This window comes from Photobacterium satsumensis (assembly GCF_050336935.1).
Lineage (GTDB): Bacteria > Pseudomonadota > Gammaproteobacteria > Enterobacterales > Vibrionaceae > Photobacterium > Photobacterium satsumensis.
This window is the reverse complement of the sequence record NZ_JAKJSK010000008.1, coordinates 389,022-401,529: the sequence shown is the minus strand read 5'-3', so window position 1 is coordinate 401,529 and position 12,508 is coordinate 389,022. Positions and strand designations below refer to the sequence as shown.

General features: G+C 50.2%; 12 protein-coding genes. 7 read left to right on the top strand and 5 right to left on the bottom strand.

The genetic code is table 11. The annotated features are described in order from the left end of the window. Positions 1 to 53 precede the first annotated feature (53 nt). The 3 genes from hupB (at position 54) to L4D79_RS17975 (ending at position 2,914) form a co-directional block, all read left to right on the top strand. Complete coding sequence (gene hupB / locus L4D79_RS17985) at positions 54 to 326, top strand: nucleoid-associated protein HU-beta (protein WP_428652940.1); 273 nt, start codon at positions 54 to 56, stop codon at positions 324 to 326. Positions 327 to 601: 275 nt separating this feature from the next. Beyond that, positions 602 to 2,485 carry a peptidylprolyl isomerase gene (gene ppiD, locus L4D79_RS17980; RefSeq protein ID WP_428652939.1) on the top strand — a complete coding sequence of 628 codons (1,884 nt, stop codon included), beginning with the start codon at positions 602 to 604 and terminating at the stop codon, positions 2,483 to 2,485. 156 nt (positions 2,486 to 2,641) lie between these two features. Next, positions 2,642 to 2,914 carry a ComEA family DNA-binding protein gene (locus L4D79_RS17975; protein WP_428653073.1) on the top strand — a complete coding sequence of 91 codons (273 nt, stop codon included), beginning with the start codon at positions 2,642 to 2,644 and terminating at the stop codon, positions 2,912 to 2,914. A gap of 85 nt (positions 2,915 to 2,999) precedes the next feature. Here L4D79_RS17975 and L4D79_RS17970 read toward each other — a convergent pair whose 3' ends face one another. Beyond that, positions 3,000 to 3,191, bottom strand: a complete 192-nt coding sequence (locus L4D79_RS17970) for a hypothetical protein (RefSeq protein WP_428652938.1) — start codon at positions 3,189 to 3,191, stop codon at positions 3,000 to 3,002. 59 nt (positions 3,192 to 3,250) lie between these two features. Further along, entirely contained in the window at positions 3,251 to 3,811 is a 561-nt protein-coding gene (gene rrtA / locus L4D79_RS17965) for a rhombosortase (protein ID WP_428652937.1), read from the bottom strand. 10 nt (positions 3,812 to 3,821) lie between these two features. Here rrtA and L4D79_RS17960 point away from each other — a divergent pair, with 10 nt between their 5' ends. After that, positions 3,822 to 4,439 (top strand): tRNA-uridine aminocarboxypropyltransferase, encoded by a 618-nt coding sequence (locus L4D79_RS17960; protein ID WP_428652936.1) that lies wholly within the window; start codon positions 3,822 to 3,824, stop codon positions 4,437 to 4,439. A gap of 152 nt (positions 4,440 to 4,591) precedes the next feature. Here L4D79_RS17960 and L4D79_RS17955 read toward each other — a convergent pair whose 3' ends face one another. From L4D79_RS17955 to L4D79_RS17945, 3 genes are all read right to left on the bottom strand, one after another. Beyond that, positions 4,592 to 5,968, bottom strand: coding sequence for an anti-phage deoxyguanosine triphosphatase (locus tag L4D79_RS17955; protein ID WP_428652935.1), 1,377 nt, complete (start codon positions 5,966 to 5,968; stop codon positions 4,592 to 4,594). Beyond that, complete coding sequence (yfbR, locus tag L4D79_RS17950; protein WP_428652934.1) at positions 5,968 to 6,552, bottom strand: 5'-deoxynucleotidase; 585 nt, start codon at positions 6,550 to 6,552, stop codon at positions 5,968 to 5,970. The genes L4D79_RS17955 and yfbR overlap by 1 nt, the downstream gene beginning before the upstream one ends. 356 nt (positions 6,553 to 6,908) lie before the next feature. Further along, positions 6,909 to 8,123: a pyridoxal phosphate-dependent aminotransferase gene (locus tag L4D79_RS17945; RefSeq protein WP_428652933.1), complete on the bottom strand. Its 1,215-nt coding sequence runs from the start codon at positions 8,121 to 8,123 to the stop codon at positions 6,909 to 6,911. 544 nt (positions 8,124 to 8,667) lie between these two features. Here L4D79_RS17945 and L4D79_RS17940 point away from each other — a divergent pair. The 3 genes from L4D79_RS17940 to menH are packed head-to-tail and all read left to right on the top strand — an operon-like array spanning position 8,668 to position 12,501. After that, entirely contained in the window at positions 8,668 to 9,984 is a 1,317-nt protein-coding gene (locus L4D79_RS17940) for an isochorismate synthase (protein ID WP_428652932.1), read from the top strand. A 50-nt stretch (positions 9,985 to 10,034) separates the two neighbouring features. Beyond that, positions 10,035 to 11,696 carry a 2-succinyl-5-enolpyruvyl-6-hydroxy-3-cyclohexene-1-carboxylic-acid synthase gene (gene menD / locus L4D79_RS17935; protein WP_428652931.1) on the top strand — a complete coding sequence of 554 codons (1,662 nt, stop codon included), beginning with the start codon at positions 10,035 to 10,037 and terminating at the stop codon, positions 11,694 to 11,696. Beyond that, on the top strand, positions 11,680 to 12,501 hold the full coding sequence (gene menH / locus L4D79_RS17930) for a 2-succinyl-6-hydroxy-2,4-cyclohexadiene-1-carboxylate synthase (protein ID WP_428652930.1): 822 nt from the start codon (positions 11,680 to 11,682) through the stop codon (positions 12,499 to 12,501). Before menD ends, menH begins: the two co-directional genes overlap by 17 nt. Positions 12,502 to 12,508: the final 7 nt, after the last annotated feature.

The following is a 12,508-nucleotide window of genomic DNA, read 5'->3' as shown; positions in this document are numbered from 1 at the left end:
TAAATTTTGCCATGAAGGCGACAACCGGATAACGTTCATAGAGGGGATAGATCGTGAACAAAACTCAACTAGTTGATAAAATCGCTGAAAATGCAGATATTTCTAAAGCGTCTGCGGGTCGTGCACTGGATGCATTCATCGACGCTGTATCTGATAGCCTGAAAGATGGTGATCAGGTTGCGCTTGTTGGCTTCGGTACTTTCTCTGTACGTGAGCGTGCAGCGCGCACTGGCCGTAACCCACAGACTGGTGCAGAAATTCAAATCGCTGCAGCGAAAGTACCTGGCTTTAAAGCAGGTAAAGCGCTTAAAGATTCTGTAAACTAAGCGCTGGGCTTAGCCCGCCGGTTTGTGTGAACAAACGAACATTCAGGTTGTCTTAATGGGCAACCTGGCATGATAAAGGGCGCATCCTGTCGGTGCGCTTTTTTTACTTTGGAAAAGTGTGAATTTTTCAGGTCTTCGCCTGTTAGCATTATTCACTAATATCAATACAGGTAAGCTATAGTTTCGAAGTCATCCAGGCTTCACGAGTCTTTATTAGGCTTATCACAGATTGGTATTACCATGCCAAATCGAATAGGTAGGAGATACGGCAAATTATGATGGAGCGTATGCGCGAAGGCGCGAGCAGTATTTGGGTCAAGCTTATCCTTGGTCTGATTATTTTTTCTTTTGTTTTCGCAGGGGTAGGTAGCTATCTTGCAGGCGGAAGTGAGCAAGTTGCTGCGAAAGTGGACGATCGTGAAATTAGTCAGCGTGAGTTCGAAATGGCTTACCAGAACGAGCGTAACCGCATGCAGGCACAGTTGGGTGATTATTTCTCGACCCTGATGGGTGACCCAGCTTACGTGCAGCAGTTCCGCCGCAGTGTGCTCGATCGCATGGTCAATGACCTGTTGATCGAACAGCGTGCTAATGAGCTTGGTTTGCGTATCAGCGATCAGCAGGTCACTCAGGTTATTCTTTCTATGCCTGAATTCCAGCGTGACGGTGCATTTGATAACGAGCAGTACAACGCACTGCTTCGTCGCTCAGGTTTAACACCAGATATGTTTGCGGAATCTATGCGTACCGACTTGCTGCGCCAGCAGCTGTTGTTGGCTATCCAAGGCAGTGATTTTGCGTTGGGCAACGAAGTGGCAGCCTTGACCAAGCTTGAGCGTCAGGAGCGTGAAATTCGTACCCTGACACTGGATGTGGCTGAGTTTACCAACAAGGCTGAGGTGACTGACGAGGAAGCACTTGCTTACTACGAGCAGAACCCACAGCAGTTCACCCGACCAGATCAAGTCAAAGCGGCTTACATCGAATTGTCAGGCACCAACCTGAAAGAGACGCTAAGCGTTTCTGAAGACGATGCTAAAGCAAACTACGACGAGAACCAAAATAAATACGGTACTGCTGAGCAACGCCAAGCAAGCCATATTTTGGTTCAAGGTAAAGGTAGCGAAGCGAAGACTAAAGCCGAAGATTTGTTGGCAGAGCTCAACAGTGGTGCTGACTTTGCTGAACTGGCGAAAACATCTTCTGATGACACCTTCAGCGGTAAAGATGGCGGTAAGCTGGATTGGTTTGAACGTGGCGTGATGGATCCTGCCTTTGAAGAGGCGGCATTTGCTCTGAACAAAGGTGAGATTTCTGGCGTTGTTGAGTCTGACTTCGGTTACCACATCATCAAGCTGGATGATATCAAAGAGCCGAAAGTGAAGCCATTTACTGAGGTTCGCGATGAAATTCTTGCTGAGCTGCGTGAGCAGCGTGCAGCTGAAGCCTTCTACGATCTGCAGACCCAGTTGGCTGAGAAGGCGTTCGAATTGCCTGACTCACTAGAGGATGCGGCGGAAGCGGTTAATGCGACGGTTCAGACCACTGATTTTATTTCTCAGTCTGATGCACCGGGTGTGCTAGCCAACCCAGCGGTACAGCAGGCGTTGAACAGCCCTGAAGTACGTGAAGATGGTCTGAACTCAGATATTATCGAGATCGGTCCTGAGCATGTTGTTGTTGTACGTGTTGATGACTCTCGTCCTGAAATGGTACTGCCATTTGACGAAGTGTCGGCGAAAGTGAAGCAGCAGCTATCGGTTATCAAAGGCGAGGAAGCGGCAAACGCGAAAGCGGATGAGCTTGTTGCTGCCCTACGAGATGGCAATACCGAGGTGTTGGCAGATGAAGGCCTAAGCTTCTCAGAGTCTGAAACCATCAACCGTATGGGTTCTGACCGTCAGATTGCTCAAGTTGCGTTTGGTCTTGCCAAGCCAGCAGCAGATATGTCGGTATACGGTGTGACCCGTGATATGGCTGGCAACATGCTAATCATCGCGTTGGACAAGGTGCTTGAAGCAGACGTTGATGGCGTTGATCAGCAGATGGCGCAGCAGCTTGAGCAAATGCATGCTCAGCAGGATGTCATGGCGACCCTGGATGTACTGCGTAATGCAGCCAAGGTCTCTTACCCTGTGCTTGATACAACAACGAATTAAGTGTAACTAATACGTTGCTAGACGGGCCGCCATTGTGCGGCCCGTCGTTTTTTGGGACAAAGAAAAACATTCCTCATATACAGCCAGCGAGTGCTTCGCCACCCTTACTCCTGAATTAATACAAGGAGAAAAAGCATGAAGAAAGCTATTGTATCTATGTCGTTGGTTGTTGCGCTGGGTATTGGCCTGGCATTACCTGCGGTTGCCAACAGTGAGAGTCATGAGGGCATTGAAATCACCATCAATATCAATGATGCTAATGCCGAAGAGTTGGATAAGTTATTGGTGGGTATTGGGCCAGAGAAAGCTGTCAGTATTATTGAATACCGTAACGCGAACGGACCTTTCTCTTCTGCGGAAGAGCTGAGCAAGGTGAAGGGGATTGGCGCGTCGACGGTCGAGAAAAATCGAGAGCGTATTAAGCTTTAAACAGGCTAGTAGCATTTGGATAAAAAAGGAGCATTTGTTTTTCGATGCTCTTTTTTTAGAAAACCAGAATTATCGCCAATCACCACTAACTTGCGCGGTAGGAAAAGCGTGGCCTCGCAGGCGTAAACTGGATTGTATAGCCATCATCTTCATACTCTTTGGCTATACGCTTGGCTGCCTCGAGCGGGAACTTGTATTTACCCCTTGAACCAACCCTTACGATACCAGTTGGTAGTGAGATATTGATGCGGTACAAAATTTCAGACGGTAGTGACATTGCTGTTGCCCACGAGTGAGTAATAAAGTTAGCTGCCTAAAGGTATATTCTAAGTGCAACTAATTATCAATAGCAATCTTCTTTTTCATATTTTCTGCAGCGGCAAACAACACCCCACCTAAAGTACCGGCTAAGTGCGCTTCAACAGCCACTCTGGCACCTATTAGCTCAGCTGAGCTGGCTGAGCCTCCAGCTACCTGCTCCCAGATAACCTTAGCGATAACGGCTATCAGCAATAGCCAGCCGAGTTTATCTTTCGCTTTGATGTCTTGTATGGCCCCCCAAGCAAACAGCCCGTGGAGCACGCCTGATAGCCCAGCATACCAACTCATCGGGCTGAACCATAAGGCGATACCAATAAAGATTGCGATAGACAGGATAAGGAGCGCAAGGCGCGTTGAGGTAAGATAGCGGCGAAAGATGAAGGTAATGATTGCCAAGCCGAGACTGTTCATTATCATGTGTGCCCAGTTGGTATGGGTCAGGTTGCCACTGACGAGCCGCCAAATCTCGCCATGCGTGATATCAGGGCGCTGCCAAACCAGCAGTGGTTGGAGGCTGGATAACTGGGCAATGGCCATTATACCGATGAGAATGAAAACGAATAGGCGAATAGACAAGGCAACCTCGATGAGTCGATACTGTGAAAAGTGCGGTAAAGCAACCAAGGCATGTATTTGCCGCTGGATCCAACAGCTTGATGCTAAAACTGAATTGTGGATTTTACAACATCCATCGGAAGTAAAGCGTGCGATTGGTACGGCAAGGATCCTGACTTTATCGCTTCCTAGCGCCAAACTGTGGGTGGGCGAAGACTTTTCACAGCATGAAGAAATCAACCAATTGCTGGCCGAACCGAGCCGCCAGGCATGGGTGGTATATCCGGGAGAAGAGGCTGTACCTATTTCGAGTCTTGCTGGCGCTGAGCAAACTCAAGGTGCGATAACCAAACGGACATTGATTTTGCTTGATGGTACCTGGAAGAAAGCCTACAAGATGTGGCAGTTATCGGCAAACTTGCAGCAGTTGCCCACGGTAGAGTTAGATAACGTCGATCAGGGCAACTACCGAATTCGAAAATCGCCCAAATCAATAGGTGTGTCGACCGTCGAGGCCGGCTACCTCGCCCTTACTGCCTTGGAAGGAGATGACGATAAATTTGCCCCGCTGCTCGAGGCGTTCAATCAAATGATCGAGTTCCAGATCCAGCAAATGCCCGAAGGGGTGTTTGAGAGGAACTATCGTTAAGAGCGGGTACTAGGAAAAGCTGGTCCTAGGAGAAGCGGGAAGAGCGAAAGAATAAGAGCGAAGAGCTTGACATCGATTAGCTAGTAGAAACGCTTTTTCAGGACCCAGGACCCAGGACCCAGGACCCAGGACCCAGGACCCAGGACCTACTTTCAATCCCCCCCATGAAAGCCAATGCCACTGGCTGTCGTCGGCTGGAATAAGGTGCTGTAGAGCCGCTGGGCAAAGCCATCGGTCATACCCGAAATATAATCGGCGATGATCCGGTGGGCATTCTCACCTTTTTCGTTGCTGTGGCGCCACCGCTCACGGGTGTTTTCTGGCAACAGGCGTTCGGGATCCGACGCAAAGGCCTCGAACAACTCCATGACCAATTGTTGACCTTTGTACTCCAATAGCTGGATATCTGGCTTATGGACCACATATTGGCTGACAAACTGTTTGAGTACTTCAAGTACCAGCTCCATCGGTTCAGACAAGAATGCATTCCATTGTAATAGCGGTGCTTCAAAGCTATCGATGCCATTTTGGATTGTTGGGGCGATATGGATCGAGGTCAGTAGGGCATTGACCATCGCCCCAATCGCATCTTTGCGCTGGTGGTGGGTGCCAAATAATTGGTCACTCAATACCCCGATACGCTCTTCCAACCACGGTTCGCCGCAATCGGCCAGCTTGCTGGCAACCGCTTCTTGCCATTGCTCCCGGGTGACTATCCCCATCACAATCGCATCTTCCAAGTCATGGACGCCGTAGGCGATGTCATCGGCCAGCTCCATGATAGAGCAGTCCAGAGATTTGAATTGGGTCTTCAGGTGCTCACTCGGCTTGGCGCGCTCACAGCGCATTTGGCTAAAGAGCTGGCGGTCATGGTCGGATAAGGGTGCCAAGGCCCAGTCAAAGGTCATACTGTCATCGTTGTAAATCCCCTTGGCCGGATACCAGTCCTTGGCCTTGAGGTGGCGGAAATGATGGACATCCGCCGGCATCTCTGTCGCGCGGGTATGGATAATAAAAGCCGGATATTTCAATAGTCCGAGCAAGGTTCGCCGTGACAGGTTCATACCGAACTGCTCGGTATAAGGCTCGAGTAGGGTAACGATCCTAAACGTCTGGGCATTGCCCTCGAATCCACCGTGCTCTCGCATCATGTAGTTAAGGGCGACTTCACCGCCATGGCCGAAAGGAGGGTGGCCGATATCGTGAGCAAGGCAAAGGCTTTCCATCAGGCTGTTTGAGGGTAGTAGTTCACGAAATTCTGGTTGCTTGATCTTCAACTGGGCCACAATGCCGGTGCCAATTTGTGATGCTTCCAGTGAGTGGGTCAGGCGGGTACGGTAGAAGTCATGATGCCCGGCACCGTGGACTTGGGTCTTTGCCTGCAGCCGACGAAAAGCGGCTGAGTGAAGGATCCTCGCGCGGTCACGCTGGTAAGCCGAGCGATGGTCGTTGCGCCGCATTTTTTGCTCATTGCTTTTGCGTGCTTCCCACTGTTGGTTGAACTCAGAAGAGAGGGAGATAACTGTCATTAGCTGATCTCATCAAGGGTTAGATTAAAGCTGTCGACAAACGTCTTCAGGAAATACTCCATTTCTGGAGTCGTTCGGGCATGCAGGGTCTGCTCAAGGTTGTTTTTGGCCGAGGTAAATTCGTGGTTGCCCGCATTGAGCTCTTCGAGACATTTTAGGTAGGCACACAAGCTATCGGCTTGCTTGACGATAGCATAGTCATCTTTGTCTACCTGATGGCTATCGAGTAGCGGGGCGTAGTCATCACGGAACTCTTCAGGCAGCATTGATAGTAACTTCTTCTCGGCTGCGAGCTCTATCTTTTTGTACTCCTCGGCAATCGCCGGGTTGTAGTATTTGATTGGGGTGGGCATATCGCCAGTCAGCACTTCACTGCAGTCGTGGAACATCGCCAGTAGTGCTATACGCTCAGGATTGGTATTGCCGCTGAATTTACGGTTTTTGATCAAAGCAAGGGCGTGGGCGACAAAAGCAACCTGAAGGCTATGCTCTGAGATGTTTTCGGTTTCGACACAGCGCATCAACGGCCAGCGCTGGATCAGTTTCATTCGGGCAAGATGAGCAAAAAAATGGCTTTGTTTCATAGCGATACTTCTTGGCGGAGAGGACAGGGTACAAAATCAAATACCTTTTAAAGGTAACAGAATTTACCGCGAAGCAAACGATTAATTATTTTGCGGCTAGGGGCAAGAGCGGCCAGAGGCTCTGGGGAAAAGTGGTTAGAGGCCCTAGGCTAGTGGCAACAGGTATTAGTGGCAAATATCAGCCTGAGGTTCTGGGATAGAGGCAAAGTATCTAGAGGTTAAAGCGACAAGGGTGATTAAGGCGTTGGATGAAAAATCAAACGGGAGCATATTGCTCCCGTTTTTTATTGTTCAAGGTAACGATAAAATGACGTGGTAGTTCAGCATAGTAAATTCGCCTATCGCCTATCGCCTATCTACTGGCGGTAGCTGTGCAGGAAGCGCTCCAGGCGCCCCATTGCCATTTCCAAGTCGTCGACCCGCGGCAGGGTAACGATGCGGAAATGATCCGGTTGCTTCCAGTTGAAGCCGGTGCCATGTACAACCAGCACTTTCTCCTGCTGAAGGAAGTCTAAAGCAAAGCGCTGATCATCGGTGATGTTGAATTTTTTCTGATCCAGTTTCGGGAACAGGTACAAAGCCCCTTTGGGCTTCACACAGGAAACACCCGGAATCGATGTCAGCAAATCATAGGCACGGTCACGTTGTTCCAGTAAACGTCCACCCGGCAGGATCAGTTCATTGATACTCTGGTAGCCACCCAGTGCAGTCTGGATGGCATGTTGCATCGGCACATTGGCACACAAGCGCATCGACGAGAGCATCTCGAGTCCTTCGATATAGCTTTTTGCCAAATGTTTCGGGCCGGACAAGACCATCCACCCGGCGCGGAAACCGCACACCCGGTATGATTTGGATAAACCGTTAAAGGTTATACAAAAGACATCTTCGGCCAGCGGTGCAATCGAGGTGTGCTGGGCACCTTCATATAAGATCTTGTCATAGATCTCATCGGCAAAAATGATCAACTTATGCTGGCGGGCTATTTCCACCACTTCCAGCAGGAAATCTCGGCTGTAAACCGCGCCTGTCGGGTTATTTGGGTTGATCAGTACAATACCGCGGGTATTCGGGGTGATTTTGCTGCGGATATCGTCGAGATCTGGATACCAGTCGGATTGCTCGTCGCAGGTATAATGAACGGCTTTGCCGCCAGATAGCGAGACTGCGGCAGTCCATAACGGGTAATCCGGCGATGGAACCAGCATTTCGTCATTGTTGTTGAGAAGCGCTTGCATCGCCATCACAATCAGCTCGGAAACACCGTTACCGATATAGACATCTTCCACGTCCAGATCAAGCATTCCGCGTTTCTGGTAATGCTGGACTACCGCTTTTCGGGCCGAATAAATGCCCTTGGAATCACAGTAGCCTTGAGAAGTCGGCAGATTACGGATCACGTCCACCAGAATTTCATCAGGGGCATCAAAACCGAACGGCGCAGGGTTGCCGATATTAAGTTTGAGAATTTTGTGCCCTTCCTCTTCCATGCGTTTGGCATGCTTCAGAACGGGACCTCGAATGTCGTAACAGACATTGTTGAGTTTTGATGACATCCCGATGTTTTGCATTAGTGGTGGTATCCTGTTTCAAGCCGTTAATTACAACAAATTACACTATAAAACCTTAATAAATAAACACCCTGTAGGGATAAGTAGCGTAAAATAGTGGTTTGTATAATTAAATTCTAACTTGTCAGGTGGGATCCACTGGCTGGGTGATAAAACAGGGGGTATTTACCTCTTTGAATAGAATAAAATATTACAATGCAGGGAATTGCTGGAGATTTCAGCAAAAAATGGTGCTATTTAAGCCTGAATGGTCGAAATTGACGGCAAAATAATATCTCGTGAGTCCGCTATCGACACGGCTCGGTAATTATGAGGCAGAAGCAGTGAATTGTGATGAGATGTGAAGATTCATGTTGAGTCATTACTTTATTAGTCAGAATGGGAGTTCTGGGGTAGAATGCCAACATTCGGTATGTGGTCTATTGCTTTCAGCTGTATGACTTGCTGGGGGACCACATATAGGGCGAAAGATGCTAATTGATTAGCCATTTACCATCAGCCAGGGATGAGCCAATTTTGTGCTTGAGAGCTGAGTGAGGTTACCTTGACCGCGTTACAAAAAGCCGTTGAGTTACTACTTGAAAAAATTCGACAATCCACGCCAACAACTCAACGAGTCACGGTAAAGCTGGATCTGCCAGCCAATACCGATCTGATTGATTGGATGGAATCCCAACCCCTGTTTCCTAAGTTCTATTGGCAGTCTCGTGATTGCCGAGAGGAAGTAGTGGCGCTCGGGCAAATTAAAACATTTACCGATCCTAAAGCTGCCGAGAAAATTTTGGCAGACGATCAGCGTATTTGGGGGGGGCGCTCGTTTGACGGCCGCACCCAGCGTAACAGACGATGCATGCCTTCTTTCTTTTTCCTGCCTGTCTTGGAAATCTTCCGTTTGGACGGCGGTTGGAATATTGCGGTGAACCTGTCTGCCGAGAGCCGAGAAAAAGTGGTTGAGGCCATAGCCCAGCTAACACTTGATACGGTTGAAGTCCCGCAGATCACCAGTAAGATTTTAGGCCGGACATATAGCCCGGACTTCGCAGGGTGGTCACAGATGATAGGCAACGCCCTCGATGCAATTTCCCAGAAAGTGTTCGAGAAAGTGGTCTTGGCGCGTAAAACGACCCTGACCCTTGATACGCCTGTCTCTCCGGCCCAGCTGCTAAAAGCGAGCCGTGACAGTAACCATAACAGCTTCCATTTCATGATGGCACTCGATGCCAAGCATTGCTTTGTCGGCTCTACCCCTGAGCGGTTGTTTCTACGCCAAGAGCAAGATCTGCTTACCGAGGCGTTGGCAGGTACTATCGGACGAGGTGCCGATATTGCTGAAGATGACCGCTTGGCAAAATGGTTACTCGACGACAACAAGAACCGTTATGAAAACCGCTTGGTTGTTGATGATATCGTTGACCGTCTGGTCCCTCGTTGTACCAGCATGAATGTGGCTCAGACGCCGGAGCTTATTCGCTTACGTAAGGTCCAGCACCTCAAGCGGGGGATCGATGCCCAGCTTAATGATGGTGTTGAAAACTCTGAACTGCTCGATAGTCTGCAGCCAACGGCAGCAATTGCCGGTTTGCCAAGGGATAAAGCATTGGACTTTATCAGCGAGAATGAGCCCTTTGCCCGTGGCTGGTACAGTGGTGCGGTCGGTTTTCTGGGGGCGCATCGCAGCGAATTTTGTGTCGCTATCCGCAGTGCGTTGATCATGGGTGACGAATTACACCTGTTTGCCGGTGCCGGTATTGTTCCAGGCTCAACAGCAGACAGTGAGTGGAAAGAGCTTGATCGTAAAACGTCGACCCTTTGCAGTTTACTGGCCAGCGATGAGGTTGATTGGGAGCGTCAGACGGCATGAGCTATGGGGTTTCAATAAGAGCAGCCTTGAACCAGTTGTGGGCAGGGCTCATGCTCGAAGAATTAGTACGCCACGGGGTAAAGCACATCTGTATTGCCCCTGGCTCTCGCTCTACGCCGCTGACACTGGCTGCAGCCAAAAATGGCAAACTGGCTATTCATACTCACTTTGATGAACGCGGGCTGGGTTTTCTTGCCCTTGGCCTCGCCAAAGCAACCAATGAGCCAGTGGCGGTGGTGGTGACATCCGGTACTGCTGTTGCCAACTTGCTGCCCTCCGTGGCAGAGAGCGGCCTGACAGGGGAAAAGCTGGTACTGCTGACTTCTGACCGCCCGGTTGAGCTGATCGATTGTGGTGCTAATCAGGCTATCCGTCAGCATGGTATTTTCTCTACCCATGTCACCGTGTTTGAAGACATTCCTTCGCCTACCCAAGACATCAGTCCGGCATGGCTGCTATCTACCGTTGATAAAGTCATGTACCAGCAGGTACAACGCGGTGGTGCGGTACATTTCAATTGCCACTACCCTGAGCCTTTATATGGTGAGGAGTGTGATTTTTCCGACTACCTCCAACCCGTCCAACATTGGCAATCCACCCATTCACGCTTTACTCAGTATGTTGATGCCGAACGAAATGGTGCAGTCCTTGATGTCGAGCAGTGGCAATTGCTGCAAGGCAAAAAAGGGGTTGTGATTGCAGGTCGAGTGGCACCGGATGAACTTGTTGCTGTGTGTGCGCTGGCACAAGCGCTTGGCTGGCCGCTGTTGGCCGATCCCCAAGCCGGTGGCAGCAGTGAGTGGGCGGGGTTTGATGCCTGGCTGCAAAACGAGGAATGCCGTCAGTATTTGCTGCAAGCGGACAGTATTATTCAGTTTGGCGGTCGCTTGGTCTCCAAGCGACTGGGGCAGCTTATTAGCGCCAAGCACTGGCAGCATTATTGGTTAGTGGACCCGCTGGCAGTAGCGCTTGATCCTAGCTTTATGGCAACTGCCCGTATCCAGGCCAATATTGCTGATTTTTCGAGGTTACTGACGGAGCATACTGTCGGTGCTGCGACTAGCGGCTGGGCTGATAACCTTAAAGCCGTTTCGAACCACTGCCTAACAGCGATCCGGAATAAGTACACGGCACTGAACGAAGTGAGCTTGGCAGCGAATATGATGGATTGGGTCGGTCAAGACACGGCTCTGTTTTTGGGCAATAGCCTCATTGTCCGCTTGCTGGATATGTGTGGCCGGATGCCGCAAACCGCGACCTATGCCAACCGCGGTGCTTCGGGTATCGATGGTTTGATCGCCACTGCCGCAGGTGTACAGCGCGCGAGTAAGCAGCCGCTGCTCAGTGTGCTCGGCGATACCTCGTTGCTGTATGACCTCAATTCATTGGCTTTGCTTAAAGAGGTAGAGCAACCGGTTGTGGTATTGGTGACCAACAACGATGGCGGGGCGATTTTTGATTTGCTACCGGTGCCGGATGCCCAGAGAGACAGTTTATACCGGATGCCCCATGGCCTAAGCTTTGGTCATGCCGCGGGTATGTTCGGGTTGGAGTATGTTTGCCCTGCGACATTGGATGAGGCCAAGCTGGCGATTCAAAACGGCTTGGCAACGGCTGGTGCAACGCTCGTTGAAGTTCAGACCCCCGCAGGGGAGAGTGGCGATTTGCTACGTGCGATGTTTAGCGAGATCAAGCATGCGACTTTACTCTGAAACCTTTTACGCTCAAGCCTCCTACTCCAAAGATCAGGACTTTAGCTCCCAAGCCGCGCAGACCCCACCGACACTGGTGTTTCTGCACGGTTTGCTGGGGTCTGGCCGTGATTGGTTGCAGGTCGTTAACCAACTGAGCGGAAAGTATCCCTGCCTGACCGTCGATCTGCCCGGCCATGGCCATAGCCGGTTACTCCAAGCCGACGGTTTTGAGCAAACTAGCCAATGGTTGACCGAGACCTTGGTCTCCCGTGGGGTAAAGCACTATGTTCTGGTTGGTTATTCGTTAGGTGCAAGGCTGGCGATGTACCATGCTTGCCACCAAGCCGATGATCCGAAAGCTAAACTGGCAGGCTTGATTTTGGAAGGTGGGCATTTTGGCTTGCCTCAAAGCGGGCGGGCTTCAAGGCTGGACAATGATCAGCGGTGGGCGCAGCGATTTGCTTCTCAGCCCATTGCCGAGGTGTTGGCCGATTGGTATCAACAACCGGTATTTTCATCACTGAATCATGACCAAAGACAAGGTTTGATCGCCAAGCGCAGTGATAACCTTGGCTCTTCTATAGCACATATGCTACTGGCTACATCGTTGGCCAAACAACCTCTCCTGCAGTCTCAGCTAACAGGGTTAGTCACCCCTGTGCATTATCTTTGCGGAGAGAAGGACCAAAAGTTTACGCTTCTGGCCGCGGGCTCCGATCTGTCTTATCAGGTGATTGAAGGGGCTGGTCATAATGTTCATATTGAACAGCCATACGCCTTTGCCGGAGCGGTAGACGATTTTATTTTGAGAGCTCTATTTTAAGAACTTT